General features: G+C 68.0%; 14 protein-coding genes. 4 read left to right on the top strand and 10 right to left on the bottom strand.

Features of this window, described 5'->3' with window-relative positions; all coding sequences use genetic code 11:
* Nucleotides 1-186 precede the first annotated feature (186 nt).
* Nucleotides 187-1,425 (top strand): MFS transporter, encoded by a 1,239-nt coding sequence (locus tag AC3WLY_RS11115; RefSeq protein WP_492309444.1) that lies wholly within the window; start codon nucleotides 187-189, stop codon nucleotides 1,423-1,425.
* A 66-nt stretch (nucleotides 1,426-1,491) separates the two neighbouring features.
* Here the strand turns inward: AC3WLY_RS11115 and AC3WLY_RS11110 are convergent, their stop codons facing one another.
* Nucleotides 1,492-2,289 carry a 5'-methylthioadenosine/adenosylhomocysteine nucleosidase gene (locus AC3WLY_RS11110; RefSeq protein ID WP_175961609.1) on the bottom strand — a complete coding sequence of 266 codons (798 nt, stop codon included), beginning with the start codon at nucleotides 2,287-2,289 and terminating at the stop codon, nucleotides 1,492-1,494.
* Nucleotides 2,286-4,649: a UvrD-helicase domain-containing protein gene (locus AC3WLY_RS11105; protein WP_175961610.1), complete on the bottom strand. Its 2,364-nt coding sequence runs from the start codon at nucleotides 4,647-4,649 to the stop codon at nucleotides 2,286-2,288. The genes AC3WLY_RS11110 and AC3WLY_RS11105 overlap by 4 nt, the downstream gene beginning before the upstream one ends.
* Before the next feature lie 214 nt (nucleotides 4,650-4,863).
* Here AC3WLY_RS11105 and AC3WLY_RS11100 point away from each other — a divergent pair, with 214 nt between their 5' ends.
* A complete protein-coding gene (locus tag AC3WLY_RS11100; protein ID WP_175961611.1) occupies nucleotides 4,864-7,731 on the top strand; it encodes a valine--tRNA ligase in 2,868 nt (955 codons plus the stop codon).
* An 87-nt stretch (nucleotides 7,732-7,818) separates the two neighbouring features.
* The gene (galU, locus tag AC3WLY_RS11095; RefSeq protein ID WP_034183387.1) at nucleotides 7,819-8,703 is read left to right on the top strand and encodes a UTP--glucose-1-phosphate uridylyltransferase GalU; all 885 of its coding nucleotides are present in this window, start codon (nucleotides 7,819-7,821) and stop codon (nucleotides 8,701-8,703) included.
* Between the two features lie 52 nt (nucleotides 8,704-8,755).
* Here the strand turns inward: galU and AC3WLY_RS11090 are convergent, their stop codons facing one another.
* The 7 genes from AC3WLY_RS11090 to AC3WLY_RS11060 all read right to left on the bottom strand — a co-directional run bounded on the left by AC3WLY_RS11090 (nucleotide 8,756) and on the right by AC3WLY_RS11060 (nucleotide 16,077).
* Complete coding sequence (locus AC3WLY_RS11090; RefSeq protein ID WP_492309443.1) at nucleotides 8,756-9,370, bottom strand: DUF4136 domain-containing protein; 615 nt, start codon at nucleotides 9,368-9,370, stop codon at nucleotides 8,756-8,758.
* 35 nt (nucleotides 9,371-9,405) lie between these two features.
* On the bottom strand, nucleotides 9,406-11,793 hold the full coding sequence (locus tag AC3WLY_RS11085) for a CHASE2 domain-containing protein (protein WP_175961613.1): 2,388 nt from the start codon (nucleotides 11,791-11,793) through the stop codon (nucleotides 9,406-9,408).
* Between the two features lie 10 nt (nucleotides 11,794-11,803).
* The gene (locus AC3WLY_RS11080; RefSeq protein ID WP_175961614.1) at nucleotides 11,804-13,165 is read right to left on the bottom strand and encodes a FecR family protein; all 1,362 of its coding nucleotides are present in this window, start codon (nucleotides 13,163-13,165) and stop codon (nucleotides 11,804-11,806) included.
* Entirely contained in the window at nucleotides 13,162-13,866 is a 705-nt protein-coding gene (locus tag AC3WLY_RS11075; protein ID WP_034183383.1) for a response regulator transcription factor, read from the bottom strand. The genes AC3WLY_RS11080 and AC3WLY_RS11075 overlap by 4 nt, the downstream gene beginning before the upstream one ends.
* A 266-nt stretch (nucleotides 13,867-14,132) precedes the next feature.
* On the bottom strand, nucleotides 14,133-14,567 hold the full coding sequence (locus AC3WLY_RS11070; protein ID WP_175961615.1) for a peptidase: 435 nt from the start codon (nucleotides 14,565-14,567) through the stop codon (nucleotides 14,133-14,135).
* A gap of 230 nt (nucleotides 14,568-14,797) precedes the next feature.
* Nucleotides 14,798-15,025, bottom strand: coding sequence for a sulfurtransferase TusA family protein (locus tag AC3WLY_RS11065; RefSeq protein ID WP_006402122.1), 228 nt, complete (start codon nucleotides 15,023-15,025; stop codon nucleotides 14,798-14,800).
* A 116-nt stretch (nucleotides 15,026-15,141) separates the two neighbouring features.
* Entirely contained in the window at nucleotides 15,142-16,077 is a 936-nt protein-coding gene (locus AC3WLY_RS11060; protein WP_175961616.1) for a LysR family transcriptional regulator, read from the bottom strand.
* 109 nt (nucleotides 16,078-16,186) lie between these two features.
* Between AC3WLY_RS11060 and AC3WLY_RS11055 the strand changes: the two genes are divergently transcribed.
* Nucleotides 16,187-17,707 carry a CoA-acylating methylmalonate-semialdehyde dehydrogenase gene (locus AC3WLY_RS11055; protein ID WP_175961617.1) on the top strand — a complete coding sequence of 507 codons (1,521 nt, stop codon included), beginning with the start codon at nucleotides 16,187-16,189 and terminating at the stop codon, nucleotides 17,705-17,707.
* Nucleotides 17,708-17,767: 60 nt separating this feature from the next.
* On the opposite strand, the gene AC3WLY_RS11050 is transcribed toward AC3WLY_RS11055, so the two are convergent.
* On the bottom strand, nucleotides 17,768-18,652 hold the full coding sequence (locus AC3WLY_RS11050) for a MurR/RpiR family transcriptional regulator (protein WP_072444351.1): 885 nt from the start codon (nucleotides 18,650-18,652) through the stop codon (nucleotides 17,768-17,770).
* Between the last annotated feature and the right edge of the window lie 104 nt (nucleotides 18,653-18,756).

Genomic DNA, 18,756 nt, shown 5'->3' with positions numbered 1-18,756 from the left:
GCCGCCAGCGTTATACCCGGTCAAAAAAACGGATAACGGCCGATCTGTCGGATGAATGTCCGATTCGCGATAAAACTTGGCCTGACATTCTCGATACGCCACATTACACTTCTTTGACGCATCAACGATTCCAAACGCGCCGATCCCCATCAGAGCGCGCCCGCTACCTCAACTCGTTCAGCTCACATGGAAACCAGCCTCGACACCGGAGCCGCCGGCGCAGCCGCCGCGCAGCCGTCCGCGCCCCCCGCATCGCGCACCGTCTATCCGGTGCTCGGCGCGATCAGCTTCTCGCATATGCTCAACGACATGATCCAGTCGTTGATCCTCGCGATCTATCCGATGCTCAAGAGCCAGTTCGCGCTGTCGTTCGCGCAGATCGGCCTGATCACGCTCACCTACCAGATCACCGCGTCGCTGCTGCAGCCGCTCGTCGGCCTCTATACCGACAAGCGTCCGAAGCCGTATTCGCTGCCGGTCGGGATGGGCTTCACGCTCGCGGGGCTGCTGCTGATGTCGGTCGCGCCGAGCTTCCCCGTGCTGCTGGTGGCCGCGGCGCTGGTCGGCTGCGGCTCGTCGGTATTCCATCCCGAATCGTCGCGCGTCGCGCGGATGGCGTCGGGCGGCCAGCACGGGCTCGCGCAGTCGGTGTTCCAGGTCGGCGGCAACGCGGGCTCCGCGCTCGGGCCACTGCTCGCCGCGCTCGTGATCATTCCGCACGGCCAGCACAGCATCGCGTGGTTCTCCGCGGCCGCGCTCGTCGCGATGGTCGTGCTCACGCAGATCGGCCACTGGTACAAGAAGCATCCGTCGATGAAGAAGAAGGCCGCGGCGGCCGGCCACCCGACGCTGTCGCGCGGCCGCGTGATCGGCGCGATCGGCGTGCTGGTGCTGCTCGTGTTCTCGAAGTACTTCTACCTCGCGAGCATCAACAGCTATTTCACGTTCTACCTGATCGACAAGTTCCACCTGTCGGTGCAGGCCGCACAGATCCACCTGTTCGTGTTCCTCGCGGCCGTGGCGGCCGGCACGCTGATCGGCGGGCCGGTCGGCGACCGGATCGGCCGCAAGTACGTGATCTGGGTGTCGATCCTCGGCGTCGCGCCGTTCACGCTGCTGCTGCCGTACGCGAACCTGTTCTGGACGAGCGTGCTGACCGTGATCATCGGCATCGTGCTCGCGTCGGCGTTCGCCGCGATCCTCGTCTACGCGACGGAACTGATGCCCGGCAAGGTCGGGATGGTCGCGGGCCTGTTCTTCGGCTTCGCGTTCGGCCTCGGCGGCGTCGGCGCGGCCGTGCTCGGCCAGCTCGCCGACGCGACGAGCATCACGTTCGTCTACAAGGTGTGTTCGTTCCTGCCGCTGATCGGCATGCTGACGGTGTTCCTGCCGAACCTCGAAAGCAGCCGGCGCAAACAGGCGTGACAAGCCGGCCGCGGCGTGCGCGCCGCGGCCGGCCCAAAGGCTTGTACGGAGAAAACGACGGCGGCTTCAGGCCGCCGTCGTCGCATGCAGCGTCAGGAAACGCTTGAGGATGCCGGACGAATAGCTGCTCGCGATCGCCGACAGGAAGTGCGAGAACGACTGCGTCGCGTGATCGTCGGCCGTATCGGAGATCGTGCGCACCAGCGCGAACGGCACGTCGTGCTCCGCGCACACCTGCGCGATCGCCGCGCCTTCCATTTCGACCGCGAGCGCGTCCGGCAGCGCATCGCGCAGCGCGACGACCTCGCGCTCGCTCGACACGAAGCGGTCGCCGCTGATGACGAGCCCTGCGTGCAGCGTCGCGCCGGCGAGCCCGAAGCGCTCGGCGAACAACGCGCCCTCTTCCGCGACGAACAACGTGCACGCGGCCCTGAGACGGGCCGTCAGTGCCGCGTCGGTCGCGAAGCGCGTGATGCCGAGCAGCGGCACCTCGTAGCGCGGAAAGAGCGGCGACGCGTCGAGATCGTGCTGCAGCAGCATGTCGGCCACGACGACATCGCCGACGCGCACCGTGCGCGACACGCCGCCCGCGACGCCGGTAAATACGACGCCCGCCACGCCGAACACGTGGATCAGCGCACTGACCGTCGCGGCGGCCGCGACCTTGCCGACCCGCGCGAGCGTGACGACGCAGGCCGCGCCGTGCACGGTGCCGACGTGGTAATCGCGGCGGCCGAACGTGACCGTCTTCATCGCGCCGTCGGCGCGCATCGCGGCGATCAGGTCGCCGAGTTCCTCGGGCAGCGCGGCCAGAATGCCGAGCGGGCGCGTCGCAGGCGTGGCAACCATGTCGATGCTCATCATTCCACCGCCTGCAGTTTCGCGACCGCGAGCGCGAGCCACTTCTCGCCGTGCCGCTTGAACTTCACCTGCGCCTTCGCATCGGCGCCGCTGCCTTCGAGCGCGGTGACCGTGCCTTCGCCGAACTTGGTATGGAACACCTGCTGGCCGACCCGGAAGCCGGCGCCGGCCGCGCGCTGCTTGTCCGCGAACGCAGGCAGCGGCGCGGACACCGCCGCATCGACGATCTGCTCGCGGCTGCCGCCGCCCGGCCGCGCGAACCAGTCGCGCCCGTATCCCGCGTTGTCCGAACGCCCGCCCCAGCGCGAACCGGCTTCGACCTTCGGCGTCAGCCACTTCAGTACGTGCTCCGGCAACTCGTCGAAGAAGCGCGAACGCACGTTGTAGCGCGTCTGGCCGTGCAGCATCCGGCTCTGCGCGAACGACAGGTAGAGCCGCTCCTTCGCGCGCGTAATCGCCACGTACATCAGCCGGCGCTCCTCCTCGAGGCCGTCCGATTCGAGCACGCTGTTCTCGTGCGGGAACAGCCCTTCCTCGAGGCCCGTGATGAACACGGCCGAGAATTCGAGCCCCTTCGCCGCGTGCACCGTCATCAGTTGCACGGCGTCCTGCCCGGCCTGCGCCTGGTTGTCGCCGGCCTCCAGCGATGCATGCGACAGGAAGCCGGCGAGCGGCGTCATCGTGTCGGGGTTCTGTGCAGGATCGGCGAGCGGCGCGGGATCGAGCACCTCGACCGCCGGATCGTCCGTCGCCGCGCCGAGTTCGGGCGCCGCGATCGCACCCGCGCGCAGCGGGATCGAGCGGGCCGGCGTGTCGAGCCCGTAGCCTTCCTCGCTGACGAACGCGGTGGCCGCGTTCACGAGTTCCTGCAAGTTCTCGAGACGGTCCTGCCCTTCGCGCTCGCCCTGGTAGAAATCGGCGAGACCGCTCGCGCGCACGACATGCTCGACGGTCTCGGGCAGGCTCATCTGCTGCGTGTCGGCGCGCATCTTCGCGACCAGGTTCGCGAACCCGCCGAGGCTCGTGCCGGCCTTGCCCGTCACGTACGGAATCGCAGCCGCCATCGAGCAGCCGTAGAGGCGCGCGGCGTCGGCGAGCTGCTCGATCGAGCGCGCGCCGATCCCGCGGGTCGGGAAGTTCACCACGCGCACGAACGCCGTGTCGTCGTTCGGGTTGTCGATCAGGCGCAGGTACGCGAGCGCATGCTTCACTTCCTGGCGCTCGAAGAAGCGCAGGCCGCCGTACACGCGATACGGGATGCCCGACGACATCAGCGTGTGCTCGATCGAGCGCGACTGCGCGTTGCTGCGGTACAGGACGGCCACTTCGCTGCGCGCCATCCCGGTGTTGATCAGCGAGCGGATTTCTTCGACGATCCAGCCGGCTTCCTGCGAATCGGTGCTGGCCTCGTACACGCGCACGGGCTCGCCGTGGCCCGCGTCGGTGCGCAGGTTCTTGCCGAGGCGGTGCGCGTTGTTCGAGATCAGCTGGTTCGCCGCATCGAGGATGTTGCCGTGCGACCGGTAGTTCTGCTCGAGCTTGATCAGGTTGCGCACGCGGAATTCGTCTTCGAAATCGCGCATGTTGCCGACGTTCGCGCCGCGGAACGCGTAGATCGACTGGTCGTCGTCGCCGACCGCGAAGATCGCGTTCTGGCCGCCCGCGAGCATCTTGAGCCACGCATATTGCAGCTTGTTGGTGTCCTGGAACTCGTCGACGAGGATGTGCTTGAAGCGCGCCTGGTAGTGCGCGCGCAGCGGCGCGTTGTACGCCAGCAGCTCGTAGCAGCGCAGCAGCAGCTCGGGGAAATCGACGACGCCCTCGCGCTGGCACTGCTGGTCGTACGCCTGGTACAGCTCGACGAACTTGCGGTTGAAGTTGTCGGTCGCGTCGACCTTGTCGGGACGCAGCCCCTGCTCCTTCGCGTTGTTGATGAAGTACTGGACGTTCTTCGGCGGGTACTTCTCGTCGTCGACGTTCGCGGCCTTCATCAGCCGCTTGATCGCGGACAGCTGGTCGGCCGTATCGAGGATCTGGAAGGTCTGCGGCAGGCCGGCGTCGCGCCAGTGCGTGCGCAGCATCCGGTTGCACAGGCCGTGGAACGTGCCGATCCACATCCCGCGCGTGTCGATCGGCATCATCGCCGACAGGCGCGCCATCATCTCGCGCGCGGCCTTGTTCGTGAAGGTGACGGCGAGCACGGTGGGCGGCGACGCGTAGCCCTGCTGGATCAGCCACGCGATGCGCGTGATCAGCACGCGGGTCTTGCCGCTGCCCGCCCCTGCGAGGATCAGCGCCGGTTCGTTCGGCAACGTGACGGCGGCGTGTTGTTCGGGGTTCAGATTGGCGAGCAGATCGGGCATGGAGCGGCGGCAGACGGGCGAGAAAAATGCGGACCCGACATTATAAGTCGGCGGCGCGATGCCGTTCCCGATCCGTTCGGTCGAGCGCCGCCAAGCGCGTTGCGGCCGCTTCGCGACAAGCCTGCGCCGGCAATGCGATGGCTGGTCGATGTGCATCCATTTATAATTGTCGGATTCGGCATCCAATTCACGCATTTTTCGGCAGATTTCCAACATGAGCGACAACACGCTTGCGAAGAGCTTCGAGCCCCATACCATCGAGTCCCAATGGGGGCCGGAGTGGGAAAAACGCGGCTATGCCGCCCCGGCGTTCGATCCGTCCCGCCCCGATTTCGCGATCCAGTTGCCGCCGCCGAACGTGACGGGCACGCTGCACATGGGCCATGCGTTCAACCAGACGATCATGGACGGCCTCGCCCGCTATCACCGGATGCTCGGCGAGAACACGCTGTGGGTGCCCGGCACCGACCACGCGGGGATCGCCACCCAGATCGTCGTCGAACGCCAGCTCGACGCGCAGGGCGTGTCGCGCCACGACCTCGGCCGCGAGAAGTTCGTCGAGCGCGTGTGGGAATGGAAGCAGCAGTCCGGTTCGACGATCACGGGCCAGGTGCGCCGCCTCGGCGCATCGACCGACTGGTCGCGCGAATACTTCACGATGGACGACAAGATGTCGGCCGCCGTGCGCGACGTGTTCGTCACGCTCCACGAACAGGGCCTGATCTACCGCGGCAAGCGCCTCGTCAACTGGGATCCGGTGCTGCTCACCGCGGTGTCGGATCTCGAAGTCGCGAGCGAAGAGGAAAACGGCCACCTGTGGCACATCCGCTACCCGCTCGTCGACGGCTCGGGCTCGCTGACCGTCGCGACGACGCGCCCCGAGACGATGCTCGGCGACGTCGCACTGATGGTCCATCCGGAAGACGAGCGCTACGCACACCTGATCGGCAAGCTCGTCACGCTGCCGCTGACCGGCCGCGAGATCCCGGTGATCGCCGACGACTACGTCGACCGCGAGTTCGGCACGGGCGTCGTGAAGGTCACGCCCGCGCACGACTTCAACGACTACCAGGTCGGCCTGCGCCACAATCTCGTGCCGATCGAGATCCTGACGCTCGACGCGAAGATCAACGATAACGGCCCCGAGCAGTATCGCGGCCTCGACCGCTTCGACGCGCGCAAGGCGATCGTCGCCGATCTCGACGCGCTGGGTTTCCTCGACTCCGTGAAGCCGCACAAGCTGATGGTGCCGCGCGGCGACCGCACGGGCGTCGTGATCGAGCCGATGCTGACCGACCAGTGGTTCGTCGCGATGTCGAAGCCGGCACCGGAAGGCACGTTCAATCCCGGCAAGTCGATCACCGAAACGTCGCTCGACGTCGTGCGCAACGGCCAGATCAAGTTCGTCCCGGAAAACTGGACGACCACCTACTACCAGTGGCTCGAGAACATCCAGGACTGGTGCATCTCGCGCCAGCTGTGGTGGGGCCACCAGATCCCCGCGTGGTACGGCGAGAACGGCGAGGTGTTCGTCGCGCGCAGCGAGGAAGACGCGCGCGCGAAGGCCGCCGCGCAGGGGTACACGGGCGAACTGAAGCGCGATGAAGACGTGCTCGACACGTGGTTCTCGTCGGCGCTGGTGCCGTTCTCGTCGCTCGGCTGGCCGAACGAGACGCCTGAACTGAAGCATTTCCTGCCGTCGTCGGTGCTCGTCACGGGCTTCGACATCATCTTCTTCTGGGTCGCCCGGATGGTGATGATGACCACGCACTTCACCGGCAAGGTGCCGTTCCATACCGTCTACGTGCACGGCCTCGTGCGCGACGCGGAAGGCCAGAAGATGTCGAAGAGCAAGGGCAACACGCTCGACCCGATCGACATCGTCGACGGCATCGACCTCGAGACGCTGGTCGCGAAACGCACGACGGGCCTGATGAATCCGAAGCAGGCCGCGACGATCGAGAAGAAGACGCGCAAGGAATTCCCGGACGGCATCCCCGCGTTCGGCACCGACGCGCTGCGATTCACGATGGCGTCGATGGCGACGCTCGGCCGCAACGTGAACTTCGACCTCGCGCGCTGCGAAGGCTACCGCAACTTCTGCAACAAGCTGTGGAACGCGACGCGCTTCGTGCTGATGAACTGCGAAGGCCACGACTGCGGCGCCGACAAGCCGGAAGTCTGCGGCGCGGGCGACTGCGGCCCCGGCGGCTACCTCGATTTCTCGGCGGCCGACCGCTGGATCGTGTCGCTGCTGCAGCGTACCGAGGCCGACATCGCGAAGGGCTTCGCCGACTACCGCTTCGACAACGTCGCGACCAGCATCTACAAGTTCGTGTGGGACGAGTACTGCGACTGGTATCTCGAACTCGCGAAGGTGCAGATCCAGAACGGCACGCCGGAACAGCAGCGCGCCACGCGCCGCACGCTGCTGCGCGTGCTCGAGACGGTGCTGCGCCTCGCGCACCCGGTCATCCCGTTCATCACCGAAGCGCTCTGGCAGAAGGTCGCGCCGCTCGCGGGCCGCTATCCGCGGGGCTCGGCCGAGGGCGAAGCGTCGCTGATGACGCAGGCCTATCCGGTTGCCGACCTGCAGAAGATCGACGAGGCGTCCGAGCAGTGGGCGGCCGACCTGAAGGCGATCGTCGACGCATGCCGCAACCTGCGCGGCGAGATGAACCTGTCGCCGGCGACGAAGGTGCCGCTGCTCGCGGCCGGCGATGCCGAGCGCCTGCGCTCGTTCGCGCCGTACGTCCAGGCGCTCGCGCGCCTGTCGGAAGTGCAGATCCTCGCGGACGAAGCGACGCTCGACAAGGAAGCGCACGGCGCGCCGATCGCGATCGTCGGCCCGAACAAGCTGGTGCTGAAGGTGGAAATCGACGTCGCGGCCGAACGCGAGCGCCTGTCGAAGGAAATCGCGCGCCTGACGGGCGAAATCGCGAAGTGCAACGCGAAGCTCGGCAACGAGGCATTCGTCGCGAAAGCGCCGCCGGCCGTGGTCGAACAGGAGCAGAAGCGCGTCGCCGAATTCCAGAGCACGCTCGAGAAACTGCGTGCGCAGCTCGAGCGGTTGCCTGCGTAACAAACCGTAAGGCCGTTTGCGTTCACTATAATGCGGACGTGAACATACATCGTCTGACAAGTCGATTACAGGAATAAAGGTTCGATCATGTTGAAAGTCACCAAGGCGGTATTCCCCGTTGCCGGCCTCGGCACGCGGTTCCTTCCGGCAACGAAGGCGAGCCCGAAGGAAATGCTGCCGGTCGTCGACAAGCCGTTGATCCAGTACGCAGTCGAGGAAGCGATCGCCGCGGGCATCACCGAGATGATCTTCGTCACCGGGCGCAGCAAGCGCGCGATCGAGGATCATTTCGACAAGTCGTACGAGGTCGAAGCCGAGCTCGAGGCGCGCGGCAAGGAAAAGCTGCTCGAGCTCGTGCGCAGCATCAAGCCGAGCCATGTCGACTGCTTCTACGTGCGTCAGCCGGAAGCGCTCGGCCTCGGCCATGCGGTGCTGTGCGCGGAGAAGCTGGTGGCCGACAACCCGTTCGCGGTGATCCTCGCGGACGACCTGCTCGACGGCAACCCGCCCGTGATGAAGCAGATGGTCGACGTGTTCGACCACTATCACAGCTCGGTGATCGGCGTCGAAGAGATCCCGCCGTCGGAAACGAAGTCGTACGGGATCGTCGACGGCAAGGAATGGGAAGAGTCGATCGTCAAGATGTCGGCGATCGTCGAGAAGCCCGCGCCGGAAGTCGCGCCGTCGAACCTCGGCGTGGTCGGCCGCTACATCCTGAAGCCGCGGATCTTCGAACACCTGCGCGCGCTGAAGCCGGGCGCGGGCGGCGAACTGCAGCTCACCGATGCGATCCAGGCGCTGCTCGCCGACGAGCAGGTGCTGGCCTACAAGTACCAGGGCACGCGCTACGACTGCGGCAGCAAGCTCGGCTACCTGAAGGCGACGGTCGAATTCGCGCTGCGCCACCCGGAAGTCGGCGCGGAATTCGACGAATACCTGCGCACGCGCGGCGGCGCGCAACCGGCCGCCTGAGCGCGGCAAGGGCTCGCCCCGGCGGGCCCGCCCTCACCTCACCGGCCGGCGCTCAGCGCGCTTCGGCCGGCTTCACCGAGACGACGCCCGGCATCCCGCCCGCGTCGTCTTTTTTCGTCTTCACGAGCCAGCCGCCGCCATCGCCGAACGGCAGCTTCGCGAGCGCGCTCTTCACGAGCGCCGGCGCGGCCTGCTGCGTGGCCGGTTCGCGATCGCGCATTGCGGCCGTCACGCGATAGACGTCGGCGCCCGATTTCGCATCGACGAAACGCAGCGTCAGCACGTGGCGATACACGCTACCCGCGAACGGCAGCGCGGGCGGCGACGGCCCGTCGACCGTCACGCACGCGCTGCTCGCGGCGCCGCACTGGTCGGCGCTGGCCGCGACCGCCGCCGGCTGCGTCGCATACGCGATCGACAGCCGGTAGCGCGCGTCCTTGAGCGGCTGCGCGTCGAAGCCGCTGCGCGCGAGTTCGTCGCGCACGAGCGTCTCGATCTGCCGGTATTCGGCATCGTTGGCCTGCGCGGCCGTCCGGACGAAATCGTAGCCGTGCGCGCCGGATGCGAATGCATCAGGCTGCCCGACCGCACTCACGCCGCTCGTCACGCCGGCGCAACCCGTCAACAACGACGCCGCCAGCGCGGTCGCTGCCCATTCCTTTCTCATGGCTTTCCCCAATCCTGCCGTCGCGCCCGGCCCTGTCAGGCGGACGGCTCGTCGATCGCGGGCAGCGACACCGTCACCGCGGTGCCGACACCCACTTCGCTGTCGACCGACACGCTGCCCCCATGGCGCGTGACGACCGTCTTTACGAATGCCATGCCGAGCCCGGAACCCGGGATCTCGGGCCGCTCGCCGGCATGGAATCGCTTGAAACGCTCGAACAGATGCCGATGATCTTCCGGCGCAATGCCGTACCCCTGATCGCGAATCGTACAGAACATCCGCTTCGACGCGTGCTCGACCGTCAGCGTACACGTGATCACGGTGTCGGACGGACTGTATTTGACTGCGTTGTTCAGCAGGTTCACGAACGCGCGCGTGATCAGCGAGCGGTCCGCGCGCACCCAGCATATGTCGGCGCCGACGTCGGTGTCGATGCGGATGTGCTTCGCCTGCGCCTGCGGCCATACCTCGTCGCTCGCATCGATCAGCACGTCGACGAGGCTCGTCGCTTCGAGCTGGTACGCCTGCGACTCCGCGCGCGCCAGCTGCACGAACTCGTCGGCAAGCGACAGCGCGCGGTGCGCGTAGCGCTCGATCCGCGCGAGCAGCCCGCGCATCGCATCGGTGTCGACGCGGTCGCGCTCGATCTCGACGAGCGCGAGGATCGAAGCCTGCGGCGAGCGCATGTCGTGCGACAGCAGGTGCAGCGCTTCCTCGCGATGCCGCTCGGCCGCGTGCAGTTCGGTCACGTCGACGAGGCCGGCAATCCAGCCCGTCACGCGGCCCTGCGCATTCGTGCAGGCGGCGTAGCGTAACAGATGGTCGAGCCCGTCGCGGTCGCGCACCTCGATGCCGCGCGCCATCGCGTCGTGCTCGGCCTCGAGCGTCGGGTCGAGCGCGGCCGGCCAGTGCTCGCGGATCGCCGCATCGTGTTCGGCGTTGCCGTCGACGGTCTTCATGAACGTCAGCTCGCCGAGCGCGGCGCGCAGCGGCCGCCCTTCCGGCAGCGGCAGCGCGAGGCGCGACCCGTAGCGCTTCGCCGCATGGTTCGCGATCAGCACGGTGCCGTCCAGGTCGGTCACGAAGATCGGCTCGGGCATGCTGTCGAGGCTGTCCCACACGAAGCGCTTCATGTCCTGCACGCGCTGCGCGGCTTGCGCCATCAGCGCCATCTGCCGTTCGAGCACGTCGCCGCCGACGCTGCGCGTGCGCGGCGCCTCGGGCAGCAGGTGCGGCTCGTCGGCGAGCCGCTGCAGTTCGCGGCGCAGGTACGACATCGTCATTTCGAGGCGCCGCCAGTTCCAGATCGGGTAGACGGCGATCAGCCCGAAGATCGCCGGCGCCGGCGACAGCCAGATGCGCGCCTCGAACAGCAGCGCCATGCTCGCGACGACGGCGAGCGCGGCGAGGCTCAGCGTCAGCAGCAGCGCGCGCCACGGCGACAGCATCAGGAAGCCGCCCAGCAGCGCGGCGAGCGGCAGCAGCGACGCGGCGAACAGCCCCGCGCGCGACGCCGGCGAGATCGCGCTGCCGGTCGCCAGCATGTCGAGGACGTTGGCGTGGATATACACGCCGGCGAGCGGGCCGAAATCGCCGGATACGGGCGTCGCGAAACGGTCGTACAGCCCGGAAGCGGTCACGCCGACGACGACGATCTTGCCGCGCAGCGCGTCGGGCTTCACGCGCCCCTCGAGCACGTCGTCGAACGACAGCGTCGGATACTCGGGCGTGTTGCGGCTGAACGGGATCAGATAACGGCCCTCGCCGGCCGCGTCGCGCGACAGGTCGTGCGCGTTCGCCCCCGGCGCGCCGCCGGCCGGATGCAGCCGGCCAGCCTGGATCGCGCGGTACACGGGCACCATCAGTTGCGGCCAGCGCACGCGGCCGTCGCTTTCGAACAGCGCGACGCTGCGCACGATACCGTCGGGATCGACTTCGAGGTTGATGTGGCCGAGCCCTGTCGCGCGCGCCGCGAGCGCGGCCACCGGCGGTTCGACGGTACGCGTGCCGTCCGCCTGCTCGGGGCTCAGCAGCACGGGCAGGAAGGTCGGCACGTGGCTCATCGCGTCCGCGAACGCGCGATCCTCCTGCGACGGCTCGGTGAACAGCACGTCGTAGACGACGGCGGCCGGCTGCGCGCGCGCCAGCGTGTCGAGCAGCCGCGCATGCACGTCGCGCGGCCACGGCCAGCGGCCGAGCGCCGACACGCTCTGGTTGTCGATGTCGACGACGACCACGTCGGGGGACAGCGGCAGGCTGCGCAGCATCAGCAGCCGGTCGTAGATCAGCCCGTCGACGCTCGACGACAGGCGGCCGAGCGCACACGCGAGGATGACCGCGATCCCGAGGCAGCCGATCGCGATCCATTCGATCAGGAAGCGGCGGCCGAGATGCCGCCGTGGGGAAACGGAGTCGGGTTTCATGCGCCGCGGGTCAGCGCGACAGCGTGAACGCGCTGACCGGACTGGTCTTCTCGTAGAACTTGCCGCCTTCGAACTCCTCGACGGTCACCGCCCAGAAATAATCGCCCGGCGGCAGGTGCGCGATGGTGATCTGGCGCGCGCGCAGGCCGACCTGGTCGACGACCGGTGCGCTCAGGTCCTTCGAGCGCGACAGCACGAACCGGTAGCGCGCGTCCTTGCCCGAACCGTTCGGCGACCAGCGGAACCCGTAGCCATCCGCGCCAGGCGACGCGCTCGCGTCGAGCCCCATCACGCGGCGTTCGAACGCATAGGTGCGCGGCAGCCCCTCGAGGCCGTTGGCATCGATCGCGGCGATCCGCACGAAGTAGTTCCCGTTCGGTACGTCGCGGAAGACCGCGCGCGGCGAATCGGTGCGCGTTTCGCGGAACAGGTCGAGCAGCCCCGCATCGTGCGCGAGCTGCACGCGGTACGCATGCGCGTTCGCCAGCGGCACGACGTCGAACGCGACGTCGGGTTCGTCCTGCACCTTGTCGGGATGCGCGAGCGCCGGCGCGGCCAACAGCGCGACAGGCGCGCCGACCGCGCCGGACGACGTCGCGACGCTGCCGAAGTTCGCATGCACGAGCGTCGAGCGGGCCGATTGCCGGCCGCCCGCGACCCCAACGGTGCCGTCGAGCACTTCGACGCGCGTCGACGCATTGCCGGCCGCGTCGTAGTTCACGCGAAAGCGCGTGCCGCGCACGCCGGCCACGACCGACGGCGAGCGGATCTGGAAGCGATCGTCGCGTTTCTTCAGATGAGTGACTTCGCTGTCGACCGAGCCGTGCGTGAGTTCGAACTGGCGATCGAGCGTGCCAGTCAGCACCGTGCGGCGCAGCGCCTTCAGGTCGAGCTGGCTGTCGGGCGGCAGGCTCATGTGCGTGCCGTCGGCGAGTTCGATCGTCACGAAGCCGTTCGCGCCCGTGCGCACGCGGTCGCCCTCGACGAGCGTCGCATCGTTCGCCAGCGGCGCGTACGCGTCGCCGGACGCGCGCTCGGCCGCGCCCTGCACCGCGACGACGCGCGCGGTCAGCTTTTCCTTGCGCAGGCGCGCGACCGGCAGCTTCAGCGCGACGCCGGGCTGCAGGTGCTTCGGCGCGGGCACGCCGTTGATCTGCTGGAGCAGTTGCCAGTCGTCCGCGCCCTGCAGGTAGCGCGCGGCGACGTCGTACAGCGTGTCGCCCGCCTGCGTGCGGTAGACGACCGTCTTGCCCGCCGCAGCGGGCGGCTGCGCGGCCGCATGCTGCGCGGCGACTGCAAACGTGACCGCGCAGGCCGTGCGCAGCGCCATCGTGCGCAGGTTTGCCGTACGCTGCGTGATTCCCGCGGTCACTCCGGTTCTCCCTGGCCGACCCGCTCGAGCCGGTAGCCGTAGCCGTAGATCGGCGCAAGGCGATAGCCGTTTTCGGGCCGCAGGCCGAGCTTGGTGCGCAGCATCGAGATGTGCGTATCCATCGTGCGCGACGGGATGTCGGTCGCCTGCTTCCACACGAGATCGAGAATGTGCGCGCGCGACAGCGGCCGGTCGAGATGCTGGAACAGCAGCAGCGCGAGTTCGAATTCCTTCTGCGTCAGGCTCACCGGCTTGTCGCCGACGTAGGCCTGCTTCAGGTTCACGTCGAAACGGAATTGATCGAATTCGCGAACGGTCGCCTCGGCGTTGACCGGATACGCGCGGCGCAGCAGCGAGCCGATGCGCGCGCGCAGGATCGGGCCCGACACGGGCTTGACCACGTAGTCGTCGGCGCCGGCGTTGAGGATCTGCGTGATCCCCGCCTCGTCGTCGCGGCTCGTCATGAAGATGATCGGCAGGCTGTGCTCGGTCTGGTTGGCGCGCACCCACTTGAGCACTTCCTCGCCGGACATGTCGGGCACGTTCCAGTCGAGCACCAGCAGATCGAATGTTTCGCGCTGCAGACGCTTCTTCAGGGCCTTGCCTTCCTTGAACGCATAGCACGTATGGCCAACGGCAGTCAGCGTTTGACTGACGAAATCCGTCTGGGCCGGATCGTCATCCAGTACAGCAATTCTCATAGCACCCCGCAAAGCGAAATCGATTCGTCCAGTTCAGCTCCCCGCCCCCACCCCGCAGCGCAACGCGCGCGGCTTCCGGATACCGGCCGGCGAGCCGTCGTTCGCCGCTCGCGCCACCTGCGCAAACCAGCGACCCCGGCTAAATATCTCAAAAACGGGGCACGGACGAACCGGCGATTTCATCATAGTAGTATGAAATTCGCCAAGAAATTGCGCGGACTACCGTTCTTTCTTCGAATAATCCTTCCCGTCGCGCAATCCGACGCCTAATCGGCGCCCGCGATGCCGGCCACCGGTTCGGCGAAGTCGTCGGCCGGCAGGCGCAGCAACAGCGGTTGCGACAGCGCCGGTTGTGCAAGCATCCGCTGCAACTGTCCGCGCACGCGCTCCCACGCGGTGGCCGCGTAGTCCGGCTGGCCCGCCGCCCATGCCTGCGCCAGATCGAACACGCGTTCGATCGTCGCACCGCAGTAGGTCAGGCCCGAGCCGTCGTCCCGCGCGGCACCGCGCAGCCGCTCGTCGAGCCACTCGGCCAGCCACGGCATCTCGGCCGCGGCCGAATCCGCGTAGGCCTCCAGCGCGGCACGCGCGTGGCGATCCAGTTGCGGATCGAGCTCGATACGGCTCAATTCCGACGCGCGCTCGGGCGCAATGCATTCCGCTCCGGACGGACTTCGAAGGGTCCCTGGTCTGAAGGACATGTCCTCTCCCCGTTGTACGACGGTAGCGTCAGGCATGGCCCCCGTGCCCGCCATACGACGTACCGCGGCCGGCACCTCCGCTGGGAGCGGACGACCGGCCGGGTCAGTATACGCAGCCAGTCACGAAGCGAGGTTTAAGAATTGTCAGAGGCCCGACTCCGGCCGGCGCCGGGCGTGGCCGGCCCGCGCACCGCGAGCGGACGCCGCGGCCGGGCGCGCGAGGCAGGCCGTCAGCGGCGGCGCATCAGGAACACGAAGGTCTTGTCCTGCGTCGTCGATTCGACGATCTCGTTGCCCGTCTGCTTCGCGAACGCGGCGAAATCGCGCTGCGAGCCGGGATCGGTCGCGAGCACCTTGAGGATCTGCCCGCTTTCCATATCGGCAAGCGCTTTCTTGGCACGCAGGATCGGCAACGGGCAATTGAGCCCGCGCGCGTCCACTTCCTTGTGAATCTGCATCGGCTGTCGACCTTCGAATGTCGCGCCACACGAGGCGCGGGAGGAAGCCGCGATTTTACCGCAGCGCCGCCCCGCCCGCCCGGGCAGCCCACGGCGCGGCGCCGCGGGCGCCGCCGTCACGCGCCGGAGAAGCCGCCCGCGAGCCGTTCGCGCAGGTGCCGCACGAGCGCGCGCACCGCGCTCGGCACGACCGGGCTGTACGGACGGATCGCGAAGATGTGGTCGCCGAACGCGCCCGACGGCCGCCAGCCGTCGAGCAGCGCGACGAGCCGGCCGGCGTCGAGATCGCGCCGCGCGCTGAAATCGGGCAGCAGCGCGATGCCGAGCCCGCCGAGCGCGGCCTCGCGCATCGCCTCGCTGTTGTTCGCCGCGAAACTGCCGCGCACCGGCACGCTCACGCGCTGGCGGCGCCGGCCGTCCGGCTCGAAGCTCCACACGGCCGGTTCGTTGTCGCGCAGGTAACACAGGCAGCTGTGATCGACGAGTTCGCTCGGGTGCCGCGGCGCGCCGCGCGCGTCGAGGTAGTCGCGGCTCGCGACGAGCAGCGAGCGCGTGTCGCACAGCTTCCACGCGACGTGGGTCTGCGGCGCGGTGGTCGTATGGCGAATCGCGAGGTCGAAGCCTTCCTGCGTCAGCGAATGCAGCCGGTCCGACAGGTCGAGCTCGATGTGCACGCCCGGATGCTGCCGCAGGAAATCGGGCAGGTGCGGCACGACCTGCTGGCGCCCGAGCGCAACCGGCGCCGTCACGCGCAGCAGGCCGCGCGGTTCGCCGGCCAGGTCCTTCACGCGCGCGAAATGCTGCCCGATCGACTCGAACGCGTCGCGCGTGCTGTCGACGAGCGTCTGGCCCGCATCGGTGAGCCGCACGCTGCGCGTCGTGCGGCGCACGAGCGGCACGCCGACCGCCTTCTCGAGATCGGCAATGCGCTGGCTCATCGCGGCCTTGCTGATGCCGAGCCGCTGCGCGGCGGCCGTGAAACTGCCGGTCGCGGCCAGTACCGTCAGCGAATGGATATGCGGCCAGAGCGCCTGGACATTTTGCTGATTCATTCGTCGATTATTCAGAATTCTGAACAGTGAATCAAGTTTCGCGGCCTTCTCCCGCGCTGCCGGTTTCCCTAGACTGGGTTCCGTTCCCCCCTCATCCCCAGGAGACACGATGAATCCGGTTCCCGCGTACACGTCCGACGCCGACGTCGGCCATTATGTCGACGGCGCGCCCGTCGCCGGCCGCAGCGGCCGCTTCCAGGACGTCCTCAACCCGGCGCTCGGCCGCGCGGTGCGCCGCGTGGCGCTTGCCGACGACAGCGAAGTGCAGCGGGCCGTCGCTTCGGCGAACGCCGCGTTCCCGGCCTGGGCCGAGACGCCGCCGATCCGTCGCGCGCGCGTGCTGCACCGCTTCCTGCAGCTGATGAACGAGCACCGCGACACGCTCGCGGCAATCATCACGGCCGAGCACGGCAAGGTGTTTTCCGACGCGCAGGGCGAAGTCGCGCGCGGCATCGATATCGTCGAATTCGCATGCGGCGTGCCGCAGCTGCTGAAGGGCGACTTCACCGACCAGGTCAGCACCGGCATCGACAACTGGACGATGCGCCAGCCGCTCGGCGTGGTCGCGGGCATCACGCCGTTCAACTTCCCGTGCATGGTGCCGTGCTGGATGTTCCCGGTCGCGATCGCGACGGGCAACACGTTCGTGCTGAAGCCGAGCGAGCGCGATCCGTCGGCGGCGCTGTTCATCGCCGACCTGCTCACGCAGGCCGGGCTGCCGGCCGGCGTGTTCAACGTCGTGCAGGGCGACAAGGGCGCGGTCGACGCCTTGCTCGACCACCCGGACGTGCAGGCCGTCAGCTTCGTCGGCTCGACGCCGATCGCGGCCTACGTGCAGCAGCGCGCGGTGCAGTCGGGCAAGCGCGTGCAGGCGCTCGGCGGCGCGAAGAACCATCTCGTCGTGATGCCCGATGCGAACCTCGAGCAGGCGGTCGACGCGCTGATCGGCGCCGCGTACGGCTCGGCCGGCGAGCGCTGCATGGCGATCAGCATCGCGGTGCTGGTCGGCGACGTGGCCGACCGGATCGTGCCGGCAGTCGCCGAGCGCGCACGCAAGCTGGTGATCGGCGACGGCATGCAACCGGAAGTCGAGATGGGCCCGATCGTCACCGGCGAAGCGCTGAAGCGCATCGAAGGCTATATCGAGCAAGGCGTGAGCGAAGGCGCGCAACTGGTGGTCGACGGGCGCGGGCTGCGCGTGCCGGGCCGCGAGGCAGGCTTCTTCACCGGCGGCACGCTGTTCGATCACGTGACGCCCGACATGCGGATCTACAAGGAAGAAATCTTCGGGCCCGTGCTCGGCTGCGTGCGCGTGAAGGATTTCGGCGAAGCGGTCGACCTGATCAACGCGCACGAATTCGGCAACGGCGTGTCGTGCTTCACGAGCGACGGCGGCATCGCGCGCGAATTCGCGCGGCGCATCCAGGTCGGGATGGTCGGCATCAACGTGCCGATTCCGGTGCCGATGGCGTGGCACGGCTTCGGCGGCTGGAAGAAGAGCCTGTTCGGCGACATGCACGCGTACGGCGAGGAAGGCGTGCGCTTCTACACGCGCCAGAAGTCGGTGATGCAGCGCTGGTCGTCGAGCATCGGCAAGGGCGCCGAATTCGCGATGCCGACCGCGAAGTAAGAAGCCGGCCGGTGCGCCGCCCGCCTGACCGATCGGCGGGCGGTGCGCCGGCAGAAGGCGTCAGCCGGCCTTCTTGCCGTGCGCACCGTCGGCGGTCGGCAGGTAAGACAGTTCGAGCCGGTACGCGAGCGCGACGAACAGGCTCTGCGCGAGGCCCATCGTGGCCGTCAGCGCACGGAACCCGAACGTCTCGCTGTCCTGCACCATCAGCGTCACCTCGGCCTCCCGCGCGAGCGGGCTCATCCGGCTGTCGGTGATCGCGATCAGGCGCGCGCCGCGCTGCACGGCCTGCTGCGCGACCTGCACGGTCTCGTCCGCATACGGCATGAACGAGACGACGATCATCACGTCGCCGTTGCGCACCGACCGGATCTGCCCGAGATGCATGCTGCCGAGCGCGCTGAACAGCCCGATGCGCTTGTCGGTGTGCTGCAGCGCGTAGTCGAGATACACCGCGATCGGAAATGCGCGCCGCGAGCCGGCGATCCAGATCGCCTGCGTGTCGGCGAGCAGCTCGACGGCTTGCGCGAGCGCCTGCGGGTCGAGCGTCTGCCGCAACTGCTGCATCCCGGCAATGCTGCCCTTGATGAATTCGTCGGCGATCTGCTCGGGCTGCAGGCTCGACGAGCCCGATTCGATCACGTCGCGCAGCCGCAGGTTGTATGCGCGCCCCGGCGCGATCTGCTGCGCGAGCCCTTCGCGGAACAGCCGCTGCATCTCGGAGAAGCCGGAGAAGCCGAAATGCTTCGCGAAGCGCACGACGGCCGACGGCTGGACGCCGCACGCTTCCGCGAGCGACTGGATGCCTTCCAGGCCCAGCTGGTCCCGATGCGTTTCCACGTGGCGCGCAATGACCTTCAGGCGATTGCTGAGGCTGTCGTATTCCTGCGTCAGGTGCTGCAGGAACTGCTCGACGGTGGCGGGAGGTTTCTCGGATGAACTCATCGGATAGCGCGAAGTTGACGGCCCCGCTGCGCGCGCAATGCTGACGGACGCGGCCCGAGGCTCACCTGGATACATGCATGAAGGGCGAATTTAATCACGTTTGC

It is taken from the genome of Burkholderia sp. FW306-1C-G01B, assembly GCF_058781685.1.
This window is presented reverse-complemented; position numbering and strand designations above follow the sequence as displayed.

Coding starts and splice junctions, on each gene's coding strand:
- galU (WP_034183387.1), top strand. CDS start 7,819: ATGTTGAAAGTCACCAAGGCGGTATTCCCCGTTGCCGGCCTCGGCACG.
- AC3WLY_RS11065 (WP_006402122.1), bottom strand. CDS start 15,025: ATGCAGATTCACAAGGAAGTGGACGCGCGCGGGCTCAATTGCCCGTTG.
- AC3WLY_RS11055 (WP_175961617.1), top strand. CDS start 16,187: ATGAATCCGGTTCCCGCGTACACGTCCGACGCCGACGTCGGCCATTAT.
- AC3WLY_RS11100 (WP_175961611.1), top strand. CDS start 4,864: ATGAGCGACAACACGCTTGCGAAGAGCTTCGAGCCCCATACCATCGAG.
- AC3WLY_RS11050 (WP_072444351.1), bottom strand. CDS start 18,652: ATGAGTTCATCCGAGAAACCTCCCGCCACCGTCGAGCAGTTCCTGCAG.
- AC3WLY_RS11090 (WP_492309443.1), bottom strand. CDS start 9,370: ATGAGAAAGGAATGGGCAGCGACCGCGCTGGCGGCGTCGTTGTTGACG.
- AC3WLY_RS11085 (WP_175961613.1), bottom strand. CDS start 11,793: ATGAAACCCGACTCCGTTTCCCCACGGCGGCATCTCGGCCGCCGCTTC.
- AC3WLY_RS11070 (WP_175961615.1), bottom strand. CDS start 14,567: ATGTCCTTCAGACCAGGGACCCTTCGAAGTCCGTCCGGAGCGGAATGC.
- AC3WLY_RS11115 (WP_492309444.1), top strand. CDS start 187: ATGGAAACCAGCCTCGACACCGGAGCCGCCGGCGCAGCCGCCGCGCAG.
- AC3WLY_RS11060 (WP_175961616.1), bottom strand. CDS start 16,077: ATGAATCAGCAAAATGTCCAGGCGCTCTGGCCGCATATCCATTCGCTG.
- AC3WLY_RS11110 (WP_175961609.1), bottom strand. CDS start 2,289: ATGATGAGCATCGACATGGTTGCCACGCCTGCGACGCGCCCGCTCGGC.
- AC3WLY_RS11105 (WP_175961610.1), bottom strand. CDS start 4,649: ATGCCCGATCTGCTCGCCAATCTGAACCCCGAACAACACGCCGCCGTC.
- AC3WLY_RS11075 (WP_034183383.1), bottom strand. CDS start 13,866: ATGAGAATTGCTGTACTGGATGACGATCCGGCCCAGACGGATTTCGTC.